Raw genomic sequence first — 18689 nt, forward strand, 5'->3', positions numbered from 1 at the left:
GCTTAGTGCGCCAGAGGGCCGCGCGTCAGGGGGCAGCGCACGGCCCTCCATCTCTGTTCGTGCTGGTCATCGGTGCCCTGACCTGATGTCGATGACCGACCGGACACGCCTTAGATCGGTGCCCCGTTGTTCACCAGGAAGCTCTGCCCGTTAACCCACCCGGCGGCTGGGGTGGCGAGGAAGGCCACCACGGGCGCGATGTCGCTGGGCAGGCCGAGTCGACCCGTGGGAATCAGCGTGGCCATCTGCTCGAGCGCTCCGGGCGGGGCGGCGACCACGCCAGGAGCGTCCGCGGCGAGGAACCCGGTCCCGACCGGCCCCACGATGACCGTGTTCGCGGTGATGCCGCGTGGTCCGAGTTCGGACGCTAGGACCCGCGTCGTGACCACGGCGGCGGCTTTCGTGGATGCGTAGATCGCGAAGCCAGCGGCCGCGAAGTGCCCGGAGGATGATCCGATGTTGATGATCCGCCCGCCGTCGCGGACTGTGCGCGCCGCGGCTCGCAGCACCCAGAACGTTGCCAGTGTGTTGTTCGCGGTCATCTGGCGGTAGGTCTCATCGGAGACGTCCGCGACCGCTGTCATCGGCGTCGTCGCGCCGGCGTTGGCCACGACGATGTCGACGCCCCCGAACTCGGCGAAGGCACGCTCGAACAGCGACGTGACCGCCGAGCTGTCGGAAAGGTCGCCCGGCACGGCAACCGCTTCACCGCCGAGCTCGGCGACAGCTTTGACAGTCTCGCCTGCCTCCTGTTCCCGGCTGCGGTAGTGCACGACCACGGCCGCGCCTTGCCGAGCAAGCTCCAGGGCGATCTCGCGTCCGATGCTGCGCGCCGCCCCGGTGACGATGGCGGTCTTGCCGGACAGGGGTGCCGCGGTCACGACGCGTCCTGCTGCGGGAAGAACGGGGCCAAGTTCTGCGCGAGGGCGGCGTCGAGTTGCTCGTCGGAGAGCGTGCGCGACATTTTGGCCATCGCGGCGGCCTCCTCGCCGATTGTGTAGCGGGTCTGCGGCGTCGCGGTGGTTGCGGCCTCGGCGATGACGAGGGCGGCCTCCTCGGCCGGGACGCCGTGTGCAGTGAAGGTGCTTGCCTGGTTGATGACCGCGGTCATGAGGTCGCCGTAGATAGCCCGCTGGTCGGGGGTCATGGCATCGGTGAACTCCTGGGCGGCCTTGATGCCGCGGCCAGCCATCTCGGTCTGCACGGCACCGGGCTCGACGACGACGACCTGAACGCCGAGATGTGCCAGCTCACGGCGCAGTGCGTCGCTCATCGCCTCGAGCGCGAACTTGGCGCCGGCGTAGGCGCCGTATGCGCTCATAGCGATCTTGCCGCCGACGGAGCTGATGTTGACAATGCGTCCGCCGTTGGCGCGCAGGCTCGGCAGCAACGCCTGCGTGACGGCGATGTGGCCGAACAGGTTGACCTCGAACTGCAGGCGCCAGTTTGCCAGCGAGAGGGTCTCGACGGGCGCGTTGATCGAGATGCCGGCGTTGTTAATCAGGATCCGCAGGCGGCGGCCCTCGGAGTCGGGGGCGACGCGCGCCGCGAGGGCGGCGACGTGCTCCTCGTTGGTGATGTCCAGGATCACGGGTTCGATGCCGTCAGCGCGTAGCGCATCCGCGTCGCTCTCGCGCCGTACGCCGGCGAGAACGTGGAATCCACGACTCGCGAGTTCTCGTGCGGTGGCCGCGCCCATACCCGTGGAGGCTCCGGAGACGACGACCAGCTCGGTTTCATTTGACGTTGTCACATGAAACACTGTAGCCGTTGATCTGACACTGTCAACTAGACTGCGAACATGGTCACCCGCACAGAGTCCGCCGCCGCCACACGAGCCGCTCTCGTCCGCGCAGCCGCGCAGTTGCTTGCCGAAGGCGGGCCGGAGGCCGTCACGCTACGCGCCGTGGGCGCACTGGCCGGCGTGTCCCGCGGCGCCGCCTACGGCCACTTCGAGGACAAGGAGGCGCTGCTCACCCAGATCGCGGTCGACGGCTGGACCGCGGTCGCCGACGCACTGGAACGACTCCGCGCCGACGCCGGCCTCAGCACCACCGAACGGCTGGAGCAGGCCCTCATCGCGTTCATCGACGTGGCCCGTCACCAGCCACACCTGTACGCCCAGATGTTCCGCACCCCCACGGGTGACCCGCAGGCCGTCGTGCGCGCGGCGGAACGGTCCCAGCAGGCGTTCCTCGCGATCGTGCGACCGGTCGTCGGCGCCGAGGACGTCCGCGCGCAGGGCGCGCTGCTGATGTCGAGCGCGCACGGCATCGCCGGGATGGAGCCGAGCGGTCACCTGGCCAACGCGACCGGCGACGTCTCCGACAGTCCGTCTCCTTCAAGGATCGTGACCCCGAAGCGCTGCTCGAAGCCGCGGTGGACCTCGGCAGGTAAGGCCGACCCGCCGGCCACGGCGGCACGCAGCCGCTCGGCGATTGCCGAGACGTCGGCGCCATCCTCGTATGCACGGAGCAGTCCCCAGTACATCGTCGGCATCCCGGCGAAGAAGGTCACCCGCTCGTGCAGCATCAATCTGATCGTGGCGTGCGCGTCGAACCGCGGCAGCATCACGATGGTGCCACCGAAAGCGATGGCGCTGTTCTGGATGACCGTTTGCCTGAACGAGTGGAACAGCGGCAGCACGCCCAGGTAGGTGTCGCTTCCATGGCCTTCACCCTGATTATGGCTTACAGGCAATGATGCGCTCCTCCCCGTTTGCCACGGCGCTGGCCGCGGCCGCGATTCCTTCGGGTCGTCTCCGCGAAACCGGGGCCCCATCGACCGAACCCGCGATCGCCTCAGCAGACGCTTGTAATGAGTGAGTGGCGGGAGCTTCGCCCGGTGCGGCTTCAACGCCGCACAACTCGGCGCAGCCACGGCACCATCGCGGCCCTGGCCGTCCGGGAGATCGCCGCGTCCGGGGCCAGATAGCCGAAGCCGTGGAAGCCGCCGGGCCATACGTGCAGCTCGGCCGAGCCGCCGGCACGCCAGATCCGCGAGGCGTAGTCCACGGCCTCGTCGCGGAATGTCTCCGCCGACCCGACATCGATGAACGCGGGCGGAAGGTCGGACCAGTCGGCGTTCCGGGCGGGCGCGGCGTACGGCGAGACGTCGGGCGTCCCTTGGGCGTCACCCAGTAGTGCGCGCCATCCCATCTGGTTCGCCGTGCGATCCCAGACTCCGTGGCCGTCCATCTGTCGCGCCGAATAGCTGTCGTTGCGGTCGTCCAGCATCGGGCACAGCAACATCTGGCCGGCCAGGCGGGGTCCGCGACGGTCTCGGGCCAGGAGAGCGACGGCGGCGGCGAGTCCGCCGCCGACGCTTCCGCCGCCGACGACGATACGATCCGGATCGATGCCCAATTCCTCGGCATGCTCTGCGGTCCACGTCAGGCCCGCGTAACAGTCGTCGACCGGGGCGGGATGGCGATGTTCCGGCGCCAGGCGATACTCGACCGAAACGAACAGCATGCCGAGCTCGGCGGCGGCGGCATGCGCCTCACCGGCGCCCTGTCCACGGTTGGTGCCGCGCACCATGCCGCCACCGTGCATGAAGTACAGCGCGGGCACAGCCGAGCTTGCCCCGGTAGGGCGGCAGATCAGCAGCGAAACGGGCGGGGCTCCCGGCGGCCCGAGCACGAGCCGTTCGGACACGGTGTAGGCGCCGTTGAGGCTCAGATCCTGATCGGTCAGGCTTTCGGGGAGGTTACCCGCCGCGATGCCGCTGAGCGCGTCGACGAGCTCGGGATCGAAGGGCACCGGAGGGCCTATTTCATCGTCGTGACGCACGGAGAGAGACATGGCAATCCTTGGGGTAGGTTGAACCGTTGGCACATCGAATGGCTGGGCGTGCGGTGAGATCACGCGAGCACGGCTTCGGCACCGTTCACCGTGTTCGGCAGGCCGGTAAAGCGGCGATACCCTGCGGCGAGCAGCGTGACGCCCGTAAAAACCTGCCAGGCTTGTGCTCCCGACATGGCGAGTTGGTCCAGGGCACCCCCTCCGACGGCCCTTGCCACACCGGGAGCCGCGAAGAGCGTGGCGAAGGAGATGGCGCTGAAAGCGAGTACGACCGCGGTCGTCAACCGGTACCACTTCGGTGCGCCGGTGTGGCCGGCGGCCGCGCTCATCAGCATGCCCACCACCGCGCCGGCGAAGATCAGCCCCGCCCCGAGGTAGTGCACCGCCATCTCGAAGGCGTTGACCGACTGTTCGTGGAAGACGGAGACGATCAGCAGCCCGGAGGCCTGAATTATGCCCATGGTCAGCACTGCGCGGCGAGCGCGGCCAGCGAAGATCCGGTGCAGCAGTATGACTGCGGTGCCGTAGAGGATGCCGGAGAGCGAGAAGCCGAAATTCATCACGAAGTACCAGGGAGAATGAATCGCGTGCCCCATGGTGGAGTCGTGTGGTACGGGATCGCCGAGGTCGCTGATACAGATCTTGAATGGTCAGGTTGTGTTGGGTTCGAGGGTGAGCCCGGTGTGGGTGAGGAAGCTGTCGAGCAGGTCGGTGCGGTACTGGATGCTTTTGAGCCGGTTCTTGATGATGGCCTGGAGGTGGTCGACGCCGTTGACGGCGAGGTTGCCGATGCTGCGTTTCAGGTGTGACCAGACCGCTTCGACCGGGTTGAGATCCGGGGTGTAGGCGGGGAGCCGGATGACGTGCAGCCAGTCCCGGGCGGCGATCAGCTCGCGCATGGCGGCGCTGATGTGGGTGTTGAGGTTGTCCCAGATGACCACGATCGGGGCGTTGAGTTGCTGGTGAGCGGCGTCGAGCAGGCCGATGTAGTCGCGTTCGCTGAAGCTGCGTCGTTCGCCCTTGCGGTTGCGGTGCACGATCGTGCGGTAGATGAACCGGCTGCACCGGCCACGCTGGTAGCAGGCCAGCCCGGCGATTGACACGCGTCCGGATCCCTTACCGGACACCGGGATCACTGGGGTATGCCCGCGGCGGCCCCAGGTACGCGCTTTCGGTGGGCGCAACGTCTGACCCGCCTCGTCCTCGAAGCAGATCCACGCGTCACGCTGCGCCGCTACCGTTTTCCCTCCGGCCACGCCTCCCGCCGCCACGACGCGATCGCCTGCTCGTCACGCTCGACCGCCCGATGCTTCGGGACCTGCACCGAGAAACCGAGGCGATGCAACACGTTCGCCGTCCCGCGCAGGGTGTACCGGGTGTGGAACATCCGGGCGATCAGGTCCGACACCCTCGCAAGAGTCCAGCGTTCATCCTCACCGAACCCGTGCGCGGCAGGGCCTTCGTCCAACGCGTCGGCAAGACGCCGCAGCCGGGACCCGTCCAGCCGGCACCGGCTCCCACCGGCCCCCTTCGACGCCAGAGCCGTGACACCACCAGCCTTCCAGCGACGCCGCCACCCGTACACCGCGGTCTGCGACACCCGCAACCTGCGGGCCACCTCCGGCACGGACACACCCTCAGCGAACCAACCAGCCGCCTGCCGCCGCACCGCCTCCCGCTTGACCCGCCCCTGCGCGGTCAGGCCACCACCATCGGCATACCTCATCCCCCCGGCCTACAAGAACCCATCGACCGATGTCACGCCGACACGCCGCAACACCATCGATCAACCTGACCATTCAAGATCTGTAGCGTTCCAGCGAAGGCTGTAGCCGGGCGAGGTCCACGCTGATGCGGTGATGGCTTCAGCGGACCAGAACACGATCGCCGCTGCGATCAGTGACAGCGTGCCGGCTATGAACCGGCGGCGTGCGAACATAGAGATCCATATCCGATTCTGGCGATGACGATGGGTCCGGCCGCGCCACGGGTTGGCCGGCGACCGCCGCATGCGGATCCGTCAAAGGCGCACGACGAGCTTCTGGGCGGAGACGCCACGCCGGATCCGATCGAGCGCGACCGGAATCTGATCGAGTCCTTCGCCGACCACGACCGCTTCCGGGGCCGCGCGGTACTCCTTGGCGGCCAATGCATCCGGCAGGTAGTCGACGAAGACGGCCGGACCGACCTCGTTGTCCTTCAGCGTGCCGCCCCAGATCCCGCTCACCTCGACGCCATGACGCCGCCGGCCGAGAAGCGTCAGACGCAGCGCGAATCCCGGCTGGGCGGCCGCGACGCGCCGCCGACCACGCGCCCGCGCCGCGATCGCCAATGTCCGGGGCACCGAGCCCCGGCCGATGGCCAGCGCGCCAGCCAGCGGGCTGTCGCCGAGCGCGGCCACGACCTTCGCCACCGCGTTCCCGTCGCGGTAGTCGACGGCGGCCGCCGCCCCCAGCGAGCGGACATAGTCGAAGTTGCGCGGCGACGCGGTGGCGACCACCCGGTACCCGGCGCCGCGGGCGAGCTGGATGGCGTTGCTGCCCACGCTGGTCGATCCGCCCCAGACCAGCACCGTCTCACCCCGCTCGACCGGCTGTACGGTCGGCAGCGGTAGCCCGAGGTGATCGGACTGGAAGAGTCCGGTAGCCGCGGTCGACAGCGTGAGCGGCAGAACCGCGGCCTGCTCGTACACGAGGTCGGCCGGGATCCGCGCGGCCATGTGGGCGATCAACACGGCGTACAGCTGAAAGGCGCCCTCGGCGGCTCGGTTGCGGTTGCGCTCGGTGCCTGCGGCGAGGCCGAGCACCCGGTCGCCCGGCCGCAGATGAGTGACGCCGGGGCCGACCTCGACCACTTCGCCCGCCACGTCGCCGCCGATGACCGCCGGGAAGGTCAGCCAGGGCAGGACGATGCGGTAGGCGAAGCCCGGCATCGCGTCGACCGGGTTGACCGCGACGGCGTGGACCCGTACGACGATCTCGCCCGCCCCGGGCGCGGTGTAGGGCGCGGGCCCGATCTTGAAGTCGGCTCCGGGTTTGGGAAGCCAGAGTGCGGTGTTCTGCGGTGTCATGGCCACCTTCAACGAGATAGGACTTGGTCCTATCACTGTACACCACTCATAGGACCTAGTCCTATGACCTAGACTGGCAGCGTGGCACGTTGGGAACCGAACGCACGCGAGCGCCTGCACCTTGCCGCGATGGACTTGTTCGGTGAGCGGGGCTACGAGAACACCACGGCGGCCGAGATCGCGGAGCGAGCCGGGCTTGCCAAGAGCGGGTTCTTCCGGCACTTCACCGACAAGCGCGAGGTGCTCTTCTTCGGCCAGGAGATGCTCGACGACTTCCTGGTCCAGGCGGTCGCCGACGCGCCGGCCGACGCCACCGCGATGGCCGCGATCAGGGCGGCGCTGGAGGGGCTGGAGGTGGCATTCCCGCCGGATCGGCGCGAAGCGGTCCGCCGCCGGCAGTCGATCATCGACGCCCACCCCGAGCTCCGCGAGCGCGAGCTGGTCAAACGCGCGGCGATGACCCAGGCCATGGCCGCCGGACTGCGTCAACGCGGCGTGCCGGACCTGGCCGCCAGGCTGGCCGCGGCGATCGGAGACCTGGCGCTGAACATCGCCTACACCAACTGGCTGGAAGCCACCGGCGACGCGCCGTTCGGCCAGTTCGTCCGCCGGGCCCTCGACGACGTGCGGGCCGCGACCTCGACCCTGAGGTGAGGCTGCCCGTCCGCGGCCGGCTCGAGGGGCGGACAACGCTGTCAGGAAGACGTGTCCGCGGCGAATGCTTGCGCGCCGAGGACGACGGCCAGCGCGAGGCGCTCGGCGTCGTCGGTGCCCGGTTCGGCCGTGTACACGGTGATGCGGTGCCGCCGGGCACCGGGACCTCGCCACCGATCACGGCCGCGAGGGCGGACGCCGGCAACGGCGAGGCCGGGCTCACTACCGCGGCCGGGCGTTTCCCATGCTCCGGGAGACCCGCCCCGGACCGAGACCTGCGCACTTCATCTCCGGCGACACCTCTGACATCCTGGGAAGCCGACGTCTGCTGGGACGACGAGTGCTCAGTCAAGCGGCTCGCCGAAGTCCGAGCGGTCTGATCGGTTCAGCTTGATTCAGCGCGCCCTCCGTACCTCGGCACCCCACGCACGCGCGGCATCGTGGAAGGCGGCGGCCAGGCTGCTCGCCTACACCGGCGCCCCGGATTAGGCTGCCTCCAGCTCTGTTCCGCCGCTGCGGCGGCGGCGAATACACCCATACCGGTGTCGCGATCGCGCCGGTAAGCAGAGGGATCAACGCCTTGGGGTACGGCGGACTGAGGGCGCGGCGAGAACCGCCAGGACCGCGACGAGAGTCACAGCGGCGCCGGTCCAGAAGGCGATCGTGAATCCGCCGTCACTGGGCACGCCTGGCGCCGAAATGTGCGCGGTCAGCAGTGTGGCGATCGCGGCCGTGCCGATGCTGCTGCCGACCGTGCGGGCGATGGCGTTGGCGCTGATGGCCTCGCCGCTCTGGGTGGAGGGGACGGCATCGATGATCGCGTTGGCCGTAGCGGCGAGTGCGAGCCCTATGCCGGCGCCGACCAGGATTCCTGACACCACGATCTGCCAGAGTCGGTCGTGGGCGATCGCCGGAAGTCCGAAAGCGGCAGCGACGAGGATGCTGCCCAGTAGCATCGGCAGCTTCGCTCCCCGCGTTCGCACCAGCACGCCGGCCATGGGGCCGAGGGCGACCATCGCGATGACGGTTGGCAGCAGGAGTAGGCCCGCCTGGGTGACGGTCATGCCGAAGCCGTAGCCGGCGTTGTTCGGCAGTTCGAGCAGGGGCGGGATGAGTACGAACACGGCGAACATGGCGAACCCGATGACGAGCGCGACGAGGTGAGCGGTCCACACGCCGCGGATCGTGAACAGTCTGAGGTCGACCAGCGGCTCCCTGACCCGCAGTTCCACGAGTACGAACGCGACGAGGGCGATCACGCCGAGAGCGAGCAGGCCCAAGGTGCGGTCGGATTCCCAGCCCCAATTTCGGCCGTTGCTGACGGCAAGCAGGATGGACGCCAGCGCTGCCGACAGGATGACGCTGCCGAGAATGTCGAGGCGCCCTGGCTTGCGCACCGACGACTCCGGCATCCCGAAGACGGCGCCCAGCAACGCGATGACGATGAGTACTGTGGGCGACCAGAACAACCAGTGCCAGTTCAAACTCTGGACTATGGGGCCCGCGGCCGCGATGCCGATGCCGCCGCCGACACCGAAGGTCGCCGAAAGCAGACCGATCGTCACGCTGACCCGCTCACGCGGGAGCTCGTCGCGCACTATGCCGATGGACAGCGGCATGACCGAGCCCGCGGCGCCCTGCAACACCCTCGCCGCGATGAGGACCCCGAGGTTCGAGGCGAGCGCGGCCAACACGGTTCCGGCGAGAAGCACGGCCAGCACCACGATCAGGATCTGGCGCTTGCCGACCATGTCGCCGAGCCGGCCGAGGACCGGGGTGAGCACGGAGGCCGACAGCAAGTAGGCGGTGAGCACCCAGCTCGTCTCGCTGGTGGAGGCGCTCAGGTCTCGTGCAATCGTTCCCAGCGCCGGAGCGACCAGGGACTGGAGCACCGAAAACGCGAGACCGCCAAGCGACAGGTAGACGACGATGAGCGTGGAACGGCGCCCGCTGGCCGACCGCCGACCGTTGAAGTCGGCGGCGGCCCGCGCCGGGTTGGCGACGGTCACGGGTTCAGCGTCCGCACAAGTTCGGGTACCCGCCCCGCGCCGAGCGCGGCCCGCGCGGTGACCGTTTCGGCGTCGACATGGAGCTCCTGCATCGTGGCGTCGAACAGTTCCAGGTCGATCCGCAGCGCGGCCATCGGGCGTTCGAGCGCCGCTTCGAGGTTCACCGCGCTGTGCACGGGAATCAGCTCGAGTGCCCGGCTCGAACCGCTCCCCTGCTTGATGACCTCGACGAGACCGGTCGGCTCGACCCCGGCGAGCCTGGCCAGGTCGACGATCTCGGCGACGTTGGCCTGATTCATCATCATCAGGGTGTTGTTGAAGAGCTTGGCGATCTCCCCCGCGCCGTGCCCGCCAAGGTGGACGACGTGCGCGGAGAAGGTGCGGAACAGCGCTTCGCAGCGCTGGGCGACCGCTACGGGACCACCCACCATGGTCGTCAGGGTTCGAGCCTCGGCGCCCACGCGCGCGCCGCTGACGGGGGCGTCCAGGAACTCGACCCCGGCCACGGCGCAGGCTTCGGCGCAGGCCACAGCGGCGCTCGGGGTCCCGGTGCCGTGGTTGACGACGACGGATCCGGGGCGCAGGCCGGCGAGCAATCCGCCGGTCAGCAGGGCCATCACGTCTTCGTCGGTGCTGACGCACAGGCAGACGATCTCGCTGGCCGCAGCGAGCGACGCCATGTCGCCGTGGCGAACGTGGTGGACCCCCGCGAGCGCGTCGAGGGATCCAGCGCGCCGCGCCCAGGCGTGCAGGGGGTAACCGGCTTCGGCGATGGCGATCGCCATGGGCAGGCCCTGGTCACCGAGACCGATGAAGCCCACCGAGGGAAGTGTCGCCGAGGTCATGAACGTACCTTCCTGTTGCTGCGCGGCGCCTCATCAATGGGGACCGCGGCGAGCAGAGCGCGGGTCTCAGCGACGACGCGATCCTGGAATGCCGTGTTCCGGATCTGCGCGGATCCGGCCATCGGCTGACCCTTTTCGTCGTAGTAGACGCCGGTCCGACGCGATTGATCCGTCAAGACGTTGGTGATCAAGCGCGCGGCGACCTTCGGGGTGCTCCAGTATTTGATCATCGGCGCGATCGGCGAGAGAAGGTACTTCGCTATCAACCGGAGCGCGGCGTTCGCGTCGCGGCCAAGATCGCTGCCCGGGTTGAAGCCGGGTTCGACAGCGTTGAAGCGCAGCCGCGGGAATTCACGCGCAAAGGCGTAGACGGTGGCAAGGTTGCCCTGCTTCGAAGTGGCGTAGGCATCGAAGCCGGGCTTGGACGAGCCGCCGGGCGCCCATTCGCCGCGTGCGCTGGCCGCTGCGGAAATGTAGCGAGCGCCGCGGAAGCCGCTGGCCACAGCGGGTTTGCGCTCAGGATCCTCGACGGCGGAGACGACGAAGACGACGTTCGCACCGTCGGGGAGGTACGGAACAAGCGCCTCGGTCAGGGCGAACGGTCCAAGGTGGTTGGTCGCGTACGTCCCGTCCCAGCCCTGCGCGCTCTTGAAGGATTTGCTCGGCATGATGCCCGCGTTATTCACCAGGCCGGCGATCGGCAGACCGAGCGCGGCGATCTGCGCGGCCGCGCGCCGCGCGCTCGTGACATCGGACAGATCGGCGACGACCGAGACCGCTCGGCCGCCCCGCTCTCGGATTTCCTTCTCGACGCCGTCGAGCTTGGCGCGATTGCGCCCGACCAGCACGACGGTGCCGTGCTTGGCGAGCCCGAGCGCGGTGCGCCGACCGATGCCCGCGGTCGGCCCGGTGATGATCCAAGCCTGCGCGATCGAGGAAGCTGGGGTGGACTGTGCCATGTCGGCTCCTGGGTAGTTGTTGATGGTCTGATCAGATAGCGGGAAGGGCAGGTCCGGCGATCATTCGCCACATCGCGTCGAACGCGATCCGGGCGTGGGTCTCCGCCTGGTCCGGCTCACGGATCATCGCGTCGCTGGCCGAGTCGGCGAGCGCGCCGGCCAGAGTGACGACGAAGCCCAGCGGCACCTCCCGCATCGGCCCGGCGGCCACGCTTCGGGCCAGCAGGTCTGCGATGCCGCGGAACGCGGAGCTCGCGACCCGGTGACTCTCCGCGGTGACCTCGTCCGACACCTCAAGCCGGGCCAGCGCTCGTCGCTTCTCCGGGAAGGACGTGGCCCAGCGCAACCACTGGTTCCACATGTGGCGCAACTGCTCGCGCACGTCACTCCCGGTCGGCAGCCCATCGACGGCGGCCTCGCCCATGCCGGCCTTGAGGGTGATGTACAGCTCGTTCAGGAGTGTCACCTTCGTATCGAAATAGACGAACAGGGATCCGTTGGAGACGCCTGCCTCCCTGGCGATCGTGGCTGTCGCAGCGCCCAGCCCTTGAGCGGCGATGACCCGCGTCGCCGCCGCCAGGATCGCGTTGCGACGGTCCGCGCTCCGTGGTCTCGGCATACACCGAGCTTATAAGAGAGTGTCTAGTCGGTCAACACAACGGCGGTCCGATGCCACCGAGGGTGTTGGCGTGCGCGACGGTGTCGTCCGAGCGATCCGCCAGTTGCCGTCTGAGCGCACGCGGGACTTAGCTCGGGCGCGGGACGCGTGCCGGCCGGCTTTCGGCATCCCGCCGATCAGCGGTGCACTGTGGCGCCGAACTCCCTGGATGCGCCGGAACCATCGGCCCATCGCCACTCGGAGGTACGGGCGGCCATCCGGACGACTCGGTCGGACCGTTTCGAACACTTGACCGACTGGACACTCTTTATTATATTGGCGGTATGGCGAGACCGAGAAGCCAGGACCGGCGCAATGCGATCCTTTCGGCGGCGACTCACGTCATCGCCAGCCGGGGCCTTGGGGCGCCCACGGCGGCGATCGCCGAGGCGGCCGGGGTCTCGAACGGGTCATTGTTCGTGTACTTCGACACCAAGTCCGCGCTCCTCAATGAGCTTTTCATTGAGTTGAAGGCGGAAATGGGAACTGCCGCCGTCCGTGATTTGCCCACGGACGCGGCCCCGTACGAGCAGGTCTTTCACATGTGGACACGGTGGCTTGGCTGGGCCACCGCCCATCCGGAGAAGCGTCGCGCGTTGGCCCAGCTCGAGGTCGCCGACGAGATCAGCGAAGAGAGCCATCAATTGGTTCGCGAGTCCCAGCGAGGGATGGCGCAAGTGCTCACCCGCAGTCTTGCCGAGGGTCCCATGCAAGACCAGCCGATGGGCTTCGTACTCACCCTCGTCACCGCAATGGCCGACGCCACCATCGACGCGATCATCCGAGAGCCGGCCGCGGCAGAGGCCCTCGGTGATGCCGCGTTCGAGGCGATCTGGCGGGTGCTGGGCGGGACCACCGGCTCACAGGCTTCCGCACGAGGTATCGCAACGTCGTCCCCTAGCGTCGCGTGATCCTGTTGGGTGTTACTTGGTGTTGTGCTCGACAAGTTGCTTGATGCCGGTCTGGACCCAGCGGACCTCGGCGAGGATCTCGTCGGCGGTAGCGGTCCAGGTGCACGGCCGCGCGTCGGTGTTCCAGGTGCGCGACGTAGTCACGGATGCTGGCGATCAGGGCGGTCACCGAGGTGAACGTGCCGCGGCCTCGAAGACCTGTCGTGCCTCGTGCTCGCTCATGACGAAGGGCTTCTCGACGAGCACGTGCTTGCCGGCTCGGAGCGCGGCGATGGCGTGCTCGGCGTGGAACGGGTTGGGCGTCGCGACGTAGACGACGTCGACGTGCGGGTCCTCGAGGAGGGCCTGGTAGCTACCGTGCGCCCGGCCGACGTCGAAGGTGACGCCGTGCGCGCCGCCGCTGGCGAATGACCGGGCCTTGTCGATGCTTCGTGAGCCGACGGCGGCCACCGGGAACCCCGCGAGCGTGAGGTCGCGGGTGAAGATCTGGGCGATGACCCCGGTGCCGAGGATGCCCCAGCGCAGATGATCGGTCATGGTCTCAGCGGTGCTCGTCGGGCCTGTGCAACCACACCGTGGTCTCGGGTGGGAGCACGCCGGATTCGGCGAGGTCGGCGCTGGCGAGCAGCACGGTGCCCTCGGGCAGCGGCAGCGGACGGGTCCCGAAGTTCGTCGCTGAGATCCATCGGTCGCCGCGAGTGAAGGCGACGAAGTCGTCATGCTCGCCCAGCCATTGCAGCGGTGCGGCGGTCTGCAGGCGGTGCCGGAGTTCGACGGCCCGGCGGTATAGGGACAGCGTGGAGCGGGTGTCGGCCTCCTCGGCTTGGACCGAGTAGGCCGCGAACCATGCCGGCTGGGGCAGGTGAGGGTCGGCCTCGCCGAATCCGAGCGAGATGCCGCTGGACGTCCATGGCAGTGGCACGCGGCTGCCGTCGCGGCCCGCTTCGGCGCCTCCGGTGCGGAAGAAGGCGGGGTCTTGGCGTCGGTCGGCGGGGATGTCGGCAACCTCGGGGAGGCCGAGTTCCTCGCCCTGGTAGAGATACATGCTCCCGGGAAGCGCGAGGGCGAGCATGATGGCGGCGCGGGCGCGGCGGAGGCCGCGTGCCCGGGCGTGATACTCCTCCTCGCCGCGCCAGGAACGGAGACCCTTGCTCAACCAACTATTGCGGTGGCTGTTCGTCTCAGGCGGCGCGGCGATGCTGATCCGATCGCTCGGTGCACGAGTCGATCGATTCAGTGACGGACGCCTCGCGCGGACCGGCTGGCTCCTGCTCGTCGGCAGCTGGGTCGTGGTGATCGCAGAGACGTTCTTCCCCGTCATGTCGATACCGCCGTGGGGAATCATCTCGTTCTTGCTCAGCCTCGCGGTCTCCATCGGGGCGCTTGCCGTCGCCGCCATGCTCGCGCTCGTGATCCTGTCGCGGCGCACACCCCCGGACCGCGGATCATCGACCAATTCGGCCGTCCCCGTCCTCCTCATCGCGATCGCCGTGGTCTCCTTCTTCGCGGAGCGAACCGCCGGAATCATCGCAGCCGTCGAAGGGTGAAACGCCGGTTGGCGAGCTTCCTCTCCCGGTGAACAGCGCTGATGCTTCGCCTACCGTCGCACCGCACTATCGTTGAAACCCTGCTCAAACCTTCTCGGTGTCTCCGCCATCCCCGACTCGTTCCCCTAGAGGTCCTAGCTACTTCGACCTGAAAAGGTAGATCGACGGTTGTCGGCGTGTACGGCCGTCTGGACGACGAGCGGTTCTTCGCCCCGTTCGTACCGCACTTCTCGCCACGGATGGGCCGCCCGAGCGTGCCGATGGAGACGTACCTGCGGCTGATGTTCCTCAAGCACCGCTACCGCCTCGGCTATGCGCGGAGGTGTCCGACTCGATCTCGTGGCGGCGGTTCTCCCGCAGCACCGACCGCGGTTCCCGGGGAGATCGCCGCCATGGCCTCTGGCTAGTTTACGCCGTTCCTGCTGCTGATCCAGGCCATCTGGCTGCTGGCGCCAGGCCTCGTCATCGGTGCCGAACTCGCGCGGCGGGACCTCATCGCCCGATACCTCGTGGTGCCCGTCGCCGGCGGCGTGTTCAGCTACGCCGCCGTCTGGATCTACCTCGCCAACCGCGCCGCCGGCGAAATCTACAGCTACCTCACCGCCGTGGGCGCCGTCGCCCTGCTCGCGCTGCGACCGCCGGTCGCGGTCCTGCTCCAGGTGCTGTGCGTGCCTGCTGTGTGGGCGCTGCTGCGCGCCCTGCGGCTGACCGGCTACCGACTCATCGTCGTACTCACCATGTTCCTGTTCACCGGCTTCTTCGTGTACAACAGCGTCTTCGTCTGGCCCAAGCTCCTCGCCGCGAGCATGACGCTGACCGCGTTCGCGCTGCTGTTCTTCGGCCGACCGGCACGCTCCATGTGGGCGCTCGCCGGTGTGGCGGCCGGAGCCGGCATGGTGGCTCACGCCGGCGTGGCATTCACGCTGCTGCCGATGGGGCTCCTGCTGCTACGGCGCCGCTACCGCCCCTCCTGGCAGCACCTCGGGCTCACCGCCGCCGGCGGCGCCCTGCTGCAGGCGCCCTGGATGGCGTACCGGAAAATCATCGATCCACCCGGTGACCAACTGCTGAAATGGCACCTCGCCGGCGTGTGGCAGCCGGCCTTCGGCCCGGACCAGCGCTCGCTGACCGAGCTTGCCGGGGCGCGGTTCACGCCGCAGTGTGCGGCCCGGTGGCCACTACCCGGCGTTACTGGCGCAGTGCCGGATGGCGCACGCACGCGGGTCTGGTGATCCCACCGGTCATCGTCGCTCATACCGCCGAAGGACATCTCATCAGGCCGCACAGTGTCACCGGCAAACTCGTCACGGTTGCAGGGATCCGACAGCGATATCGCCTGCAGTACCTGATGCCGGGACACCGTGCCGACCGGCCAGAGGCGAACGTCCGAACGGAACCGACCCACGGCTCTATCAACCGCGACGGCTTTGACGCCGCCAATCGGCTGAACCGATGCCCTCGCTCCAACGACGCGCACGGCGGCGAAGTGGCGCAAGCAGCCTCCGATTCAGTGTCAGGTTGGGCGAACCATGCGTAGCCCGGCGGCCTCGGCTCCGCGCATGTTCACGTCGCCGGAGATGCGCTGCAGGATGCGGGCGTATCCGGTGCCGGGCGCGACGCCGTTGGCTGCCGCGGCGACATCGACCAGGCGGGCCTGCGGGTGGTACGCCATGAACATGGGGTGTACCTCGACGTCGGTGACCCGCCACGTTCCGGGGGTGACTTCGGTGAACGTGAACCGTGGCACGGCGGAGTCCTGTGTGTTCTCCGCTGTGCCGTCCGAGAAGCGACACAGGAGATTGCCCAGGCCGTATGCGACCCATTTGTCGCCGATCTTCTCGAACGGCTGCACGACGTGGACGTGCATGCCGATGATCAGGTCGACATCGGGGCTGGCGAGCAACTGCCTGGCCTGGCTGACCTGGTCGGCATCGGGCGCGTTCTGGTATTCGGTCCACCCCCAGTGCATGGACAGGATGACGATCTCCGCACCGGCCTGCTTCGCCGCGTGCGCGTCGTGGAGGATCTTCGGGACGTCAATGGGGTTGGCTATCCACGGCTTGCCCGGCGGCCGCTGGATACCGTTGAAGCTGAATGTGTACGCCAGCTGCGCGACCTTCACGCCGTGCACGCTGAAGACGTTGGGCGTGGCGGCTTCCGCCGCGGAGCGCGCCGATCCGCTGTGGTGCAGCCCCACCCGGTCGAGGTTGTCCAGCGTGCGCCGCACGCCCTCCTCTCCGTGGTCCAGCGTGTGGTTCGAGGCCGTGGAGCAGGTGTCGAAGCCGGCGCCGGCGGCCGCGTCGACCAGTTGCGGGGGCGCGCTGAAGGTCGGCCAGCCGGTGAACGGGCCCTCCGGTGGGGCGAGCGGCTGCTCCACGTGACAGACCGCCAGATCCGCCGACCGAACGATCGGGGCGACCGCGGCGAGGATCTGCGTGAAGTCGTGGCCGGGCTTGCCGGCCGCGCGTGCATCGGCGGCGGCCTGCGCGGTCAGGTCGGGCGGCACGAACAGGTCCCCCGCCGCGACGACGCTGAGCGTCCTGGGGCGGGCCAGGGAGGCGGCGGGTGGTGACACCGATCGCCCGACTGCGGCCGGCTCTGCGGCGTTCGTACAGGCACCGGCCCCGGCGACGAACGCGGCGGCAATGAGAGTCAGGCCGACCAAGGCAGCTTGCTTGATTCGCACGCACGGGATCGTGACAAGCTCCGCGTGTCCGGTACCCCTCGCCACAAACGATCCACCCGAAACACCACCCCGCGCATCGCTCGCCGAGCACACGGAAGGCAGCGACGGCGACCCGCCGCCCACGCCCGCCGTCACCGGCCCGCCCGGGGCACCGAGAGCCGACGGTGTCGCAGGCGGGGCGGCGCCGGCGAGCCCACGCCTGCGCGGAACGAGCAGGATGCCCCGTGGTGATTGTCCCAGAACCGGCTCCGGTCGCCGGCTGAGCGCCGCCGCCAGGAACCAACCGCTCGCCGAGACCCGGCATACCGGCCATGGCCGCAGGGTATGTCCCCCGCTCGGTGCGCCGGCGAGAGGGGTTCATGGTGAGCAGCGAACAAATGGTCGTCGTCGGGGTGGACGGCTCGGACAAGAGCCTCGCGGCCGTGCGATGGGCCGCCGTGGACGCCGCGGGCGGCTTCGAGGCGCTGCCGGTCGGCTCCGCGGGCGAACGGCTGGCCGCACACGCGCACTGCCCGGTGCTCGTCGTGCACGACGCGCGGCGCTGTGCCGGCCCCGCCGCCGGCATACGCCGGTGCCGGGTGCTCGGGTCCTTACAGATCGAGGATAAGTCGAGGGGTCTTCGCACGGGACACGCAGATCATCATGGTCTTCCCTGCCGCACGTTCGGCTTCGGTGAGTATGGAGTCGCGGTGGTCGGGCTGGCCGTCGATGACGGCGACCTCGCAGGACCCGCAGGTGCCTTCCTGGCAGGAGTAGACGACGGGGATCCCGGCTTCCTCCGCGACGTCGATGATCGACTCCTCCGGCGGGACCACGAGGGTGATGCCGGTTTGGGCGAACTCGACCTCGAAGCCGGAGTCGGTGCCATCGTTGCCTCTGGCGAGGGGTGCGAAGCGCTCCGCGTGCAGCGACCCGGCGGGCCAGACGCCGCACGCTTCCTCGGCGGCCTTGAGCAGCGGCTCGGGGCCGCAGCAGTACACCGCGGTCCCGGTCTCGGGCTGGGCGAGCAGGCCGGCCAGGTCGAGCAGTCCACATTCGTCTCGGGGCCGGACGTGGATCCGCTGGGCGTCGATGGCGGCGAGCTGTTCCGTGAAGGCCATCGAGGCTGCGGTACGCCCGCCGTAGAGGAGCGTCCAGTCCGCTCCGGCTCGGTTGGTGGCTTCGATCATCGGGATCATCGGGGTAATGCCGATTCCGCCGGCGATGAAGATGTAGCGCCTCGCGTCGACTAGGTCGAAGTTGTTGCGAGGGCCGCCGACGAGGACCTTGTCCCCGACGGCCAGGGAGTCGTGGACGAAAGCGGACCCTCCCCGGCTCTGCGGCTCGCGCAGCACCGCGACCTGGTAGGTGGTGCGGTCGGCGGGCGAGGAGCACAGTGAATACTGCCTGACCACCGCGGGGTCGCCGAGGTGGAGGTCGATGTGTGCTCCGGCCTGCCAGGCCGGCAACTGGCTGGCGTCCGGTGTGGCCAGGGTGAGGAGGACCACCTGGTCGGCCACGAGTTCCTTGCGGAGTAGGACGGTCTCGAAGGTGTCGGTGGTAGGCAT

21 protein-coding genes and 2 pseudogenes are annotated in these 18689 nt (G+C 68.8%); 6 read left to right on the forward strand and 17 right to left on the reverse strand.

Annotation, left to right across the window (positions count from 1 at the left end; genetic code table 11):
- Nucleotides 1-110 precede the first annotated feature (110 nt).
- Both ACQPXD_RS34370 and ACQPXD_RS34375 read right to left on the reverse strand, forming a co-directional pair.
- Entirely contained in the window at nucleotides 111-881 is a 771-nt protein-coding gene (locus ACQPXD_RS34370) for an SDR family oxidoreductase (protein WP_432825480.1), read from the reverse strand.
- Nucleotides 878-1753: an SDR family oxidoreductase gene (locus tag ACQPXD_RS34375; RefSeq protein ID WP_432825481.1), complete on the reverse strand. Its 876-nt coding sequence runs from the start codon at nucleotides 1751-1753 to the stop codon at nucleotides 878-880. The genes ACQPXD_RS34370 and ACQPXD_RS34375 overlap by 4 nt, the downstream gene beginning before the upstream one ends.
- 48 nt (nucleotides 1754-1801) lie before the next feature.
- Here ACQPXD_RS34375 and ACQPXD_RS34380 point away from each other — a divergent pair.
- Nucleotides 1802-2269, forward strand: a pseudogene (locus ACQPXD_RS34380) (TetR/AcrR family transcriptional regulator); the annotation flags it as partial.
- 26 nt (nucleotides 2270-2295) lie between these two features.
- On the opposite strand, the gene ACQPXD_RS34385 reads toward ACQPXD_RS34380, so the two are convergent.
- The 6 genes from ACQPXD_RS34385 to ACQPXD_RS34410 all read right to left on the reverse strand — a co-directional run bounded on the left by ACQPXD_RS34385 (nucleotide 2296) and on the right by ACQPXD_RS34410 (nucleotide 6873).
- A complete protein-coding gene (locus tag ACQPXD_RS34385) occupies nucleotides 2296-2961 on the reverse strand; it encodes an AMP-binding protein (RefSeq protein WP_432844078.1) in 666 nt (221 codons plus the stop codon).
- Nucleotides 2853-3803, reverse strand: a complete 951-nt coding sequence (locus ACQPXD_RS34390) for an alpha/beta hydrolase (protein ID WP_432825482.1) — start codon at nucleotides 3801-3803, stop codon at nucleotides 2853-2855. The genes ACQPXD_RS34385 and ACQPXD_RS34390 overlap by 109 nt, the downstream gene beginning before the upstream one ends.
- 59 nt (nucleotides 3804-3862) lie before the next feature.
- Nucleotides 3863-4399, reverse strand: a complete 537-nt coding sequence (locus ACQPXD_RS34395) for a hypothetical protein (RefSeq protein WP_432825483.1) — start codon at nucleotides 4397-4399, stop codon at nucleotides 3863-3865.
- A 54-nt stretch (nucleotides 4400-4453) separates the two neighbouring features.
- A complete protein-coding gene (locus ACQPXD_RS34400) occupies nucleotides 4454-5074 on the reverse strand; it encodes an IS630 family transposase (RefSeq protein WP_432825484.1) in 621 nt (206 codons plus the stop codon).
- Nucleotides 5038-5430 (reverse strand): winged helix-turn-helix domain-containing protein, encoded by a 393-nt coding sequence (locus ACQPXD_RS34405; protein ID WP_432825485.1) that lies wholly within the window; start codon nucleotides 5428-5430, stop codon nucleotides 5038-5040. The genes ACQPXD_RS34400 and ACQPXD_RS34405 overlap by 37 nt, the downstream gene beginning before the upstream one ends.
- Nucleotides 5431-5823: 393 nt before the next feature.
- Complete coding sequence (locus tag ACQPXD_RS34410) at nucleotides 5824-6873, reverse strand: zinc-binding alcohol dehydrogenase family protein (protein WP_432825486.1); 1050 nt, start codon at nucleotides 6871-6873, stop codon at nucleotides 5824-5826.
- Between the two features lie 129 nt (nucleotides 6874-7002).
- Here ACQPXD_RS34410 and ACQPXD_RS34415 point away from each other — a divergent pair, with 129 nt between their 5' ends.
- Nucleotides 7003-7527: a TetR family transcriptional regulator gene (locus ACQPXD_RS34415; RefSeq protein ID WP_432825487.1), complete on the forward strand. Its 525-nt coding sequence runs from the start codon at nucleotides 7003-7005 to the stop codon at nucleotides 7525-7527.
- 572 nt (nucleotides 7528-8099) lie between these two features.
- Here the strand turns inward: ACQPXD_RS34415 and ACQPXD_RS34420 are convergent.
- The 4 genes from ACQPXD_RS34420 to ACQPXD_RS34435 are packed head-to-tail and all read right to left on the reverse strand — an operon-like array spanning nucleotide 8100 to nucleotide 11959.
- Nucleotides 8100-9536, reverse strand: a complete 1437-nt coding sequence (locus ACQPXD_RS34420; protein ID WP_432825488.1) for an MFS transporter — start codon at nucleotides 9534-9536, stop codon at nucleotides 8100-8102.
- The gene (locus ACQPXD_RS34425; RefSeq protein ID WP_432825489.1) at nucleotides 9533-10381 is read right to left on the reverse strand and encodes an NAD(P)-dependent oxidoreductase; all 849 of its coding nucleotides are present in this window, start codon (nucleotides 10379-10381) and stop codon (nucleotides 9533-9535) included. The genes ACQPXD_RS34420 and ACQPXD_RS34425 overlap by 4 nt, the downstream gene beginning before the upstream one ends.
- Nucleotides 10378-11340 carry an SDR family NAD(P)-dependent oxidoreductase gene (locus tag ACQPXD_RS34430; protein ID WP_432825490.1) on the reverse strand — a complete coding sequence of 321 codons (963 nt, stop codon included), beginning with the start codon at nucleotides 11338-11340 and terminating at the stop codon, nucleotides 10378-10380. Before ACQPXD_RS34430 ends, ACQPXD_RS34425 begins: the two co-directional genes overlap by 4 nt.
- Before the next feature lie 31 nt (nucleotides 11341-11371).
- On the reverse strand, nucleotides 11372-11959 hold the full coding sequence (locus ACQPXD_RS34435; protein WP_432825491.1) for a TetR/AcrR family transcriptional regulator: 588 nt from the start codon (nucleotides 11957-11959) through the stop codon (nucleotides 11372-11374).
- 323 nt (nucleotides 11960-12282) lie between these two features.
- Between ACQPXD_RS34435 and ACQPXD_RS34440 the strand changes: the two genes are divergently transcribed.
- The gene (locus ACQPXD_RS34440) at nucleotides 12283-12909 is read left to right on the forward strand and encodes a TetR/AcrR family transcriptional regulator (RefSeq protein WP_432825492.1); all 627 of its coding nucleotides are present in this window, start codon (nucleotides 12283-12285) and stop codon (nucleotides 12907-12909) included.
- Between the two features lie 12 nt (nucleotides 12910-12921).
- Here ACQPXD_RS34440 and ACQPXD_RS34445 read toward each other — a convergent pair whose 3' ends face one another.
- Genes ACQPXD_RS34445 through ACQPXD_RS34455 form a run of 3 tightly spaced genes read right to left on the reverse strand, consistent with a single transcriptional unit; the run spans nucleotide 12922 to nucleotide 14065 of the window.
- Nucleotides 12922-13053: a hypothetical protein gene (locus tag ACQPXD_RS34445; RefSeq protein ID WP_432825493.1), complete on the reverse strand. Its 132-nt coding sequence runs from the start codon at nucleotides 13051-13053 to the stop codon at nucleotides 12922-12924.
- Between the two features lie 21 nt (nucleotides 13054-13074).
- Nucleotides 13075-13446: a Gfo/Idh/MocA family protein gene (locus ACQPXD_RS34450; protein ID WP_432825494.1), complete on the reverse strand. Its 372-nt coding sequence runs from the start codon at nucleotides 13444-13446 to the stop codon at nucleotides 13075-13077.
- Between the two features lie 4 nt (nucleotides 13447-13450).
- On the reverse strand, nucleotides 13451-14065 hold the full coding sequence (locus tag ACQPXD_RS34455; protein WP_432825495.1) for a hypothetical protein: 615 nt from the start codon (nucleotides 14063-14065) through the stop codon (nucleotides 13451-13453).
- Between ACQPXD_RS34455 and ACQPXD_RS34460 the strand changes: the two genes are divergently transcribed.
- From ACQPXD_RS34460 to ACQPXD_RS34470, 3 genes and pseudogenes are all read left to right on the forward strand, one after another.
- Nucleotides 14058-14456 carry a hypothetical protein gene (locus ACQPXD_RS34460; protein ID WP_432825496.1) on the forward strand — a complete coding sequence of 133 codons (399 nt, stop codon included), beginning with the start codon at nucleotides 14058-14060 and terminating at the stop codon, nucleotides 14454-14456. The genes ACQPXD_RS34455 and ACQPXD_RS34460 overlap by 8 nt on opposite strands.
- A 188-nt stretch (nucleotides 14457-14644) precedes the next feature.
- A pseudogene (locus tag ACQPXD_RS34465) lies at nucleotides 14645-14814 on the forward strand (transposase); the annotation flags it as partial.
- Nucleotides 14815-14965: 151 nt separating this feature from the next.
- Nucleotides 14966-15688 carry a hypothetical protein gene (locus ACQPXD_RS34470; protein WP_432825497.1) on the forward strand — a complete coding sequence of 241 codons (723 nt, stop codon included), beginning with the start codon at nucleotides 14966-14968 and terminating at the stop codon, nucleotides 15686-15688.
- A gap of 281 nt (nucleotides 15689-15969) precedes the next feature.
- On the opposite strand, the gene ACQPXD_RS34475 is transcribed toward ACQPXD_RS34470, so the two are convergent.
- Nucleotides 15970-17142, reverse strand: a complete 1173-nt coding sequence (locus ACQPXD_RS34475) for a CapA family protein (RefSeq protein WP_432825498.1) — start codon at nucleotides 17140-17142, stop codon at nucleotides 15970-15972.
- Between the two features lie 590 nt (nucleotides 17143-17732).
- Entirely contained in the window at nucleotides 17733-18689 is a 957-nt protein-coding gene (locus ACQPXD_RS34480) for a PDR/VanB family oxidoreductase (RefSeq protein WP_432825499.1), read from the reverse strand.

Origin of the sequence: Dactylosporangium sp. CA-092794 (assembly GCF_050948465.1) — a bacterium.
Lineage (GTDB): Bacteria > Actinomycetota > Actinomycetes > Mycobacteriales > Micromonosporaceae > Dactylosporangium.

Excerpts from the sequence above, each read along its gene's own strand:
- ACQPXD_RS34385 (WP_432844078.1), bottom strand. The coding sequence starts at position 2,961 with ATGGCCCGGCGGCTTCCACGGCTTCGGCTATCTGGCCCCGGACGCGGC.
- ACQPXD_RS34390 (WP_432825482.1), bottom strand. The coding sequence starts at position 3,803 with ATGTCTCTCTCCGTGCGTCACGACGATGAAATAGGCCCTCCGGTGCCC.
- ACQPXD_RS34395 (WP_432825483.1), bottom strand. The coding sequence starts at position 4,399 with ATGGGGCACGCGATTCATTCTCCCTGGTACTTCGTGATGAATTTCGGC.
- ACQPXD_RS34410 (WP_432825486.1), bottom strand. The coding sequence starts at position 6,873 with ATGACACCGCAGAACACCGCACTCTGGCTTCCCAAACCCGGAGCCGAC.
- ACQPXD_RS34415 (WP_432825487.1), top strand. The coding sequence starts at position 7,003 with ATGGACTTGTTCGGTGAGCGGGGCTACGAGAACACCACGGCGGCCGAG.
- ACQPXD_RS34425 (WP_432825489.1), bottom strand. The coding sequence starts at position 10,381 with ATGACCTCGGCGACACTTCCCTCGGTGGGCTTCATCGGTCTCGGTGAC.
- ACQPXD_RS34430 (WP_432825490.1), bottom strand. The coding sequence starts at position 11,340 with ATGGCACAGTCCACCCCAGCTTCCTCGATCGCGCAGGCTTGGATCATC.
- ACQPXD_RS34435 (WP_432825491.1), bottom strand. The coding sequence starts at position 11,959 with ATGCCGAGACCACGGAGCGCGGACCGTCGCAACGCGATCCTGGCGGCG.
- ACQPXD_RS34440 (WP_432825492.1), top strand. The coding sequence starts at position 12,283 with ATGGCGAGACCGAGAAGCCAGGACCGGCGCAATGCGATCCTTTCGGCG.
- ACQPXD_RS34450 (WP_432825494.1), bottom strand. The coding sequence starts at position 13,446 with ATGACCGATCATCTGCGCTGGGGCATCCTCGGCACCGGGGTCATCGCC.
- ACQPXD_RS34480 (WP_432825499.1), bottom strand. The coding sequence starts at position 18,689 with ATGCCTACCACCGACACCTTCGAGACCGTCCTACTCCGCAAGGAACTC.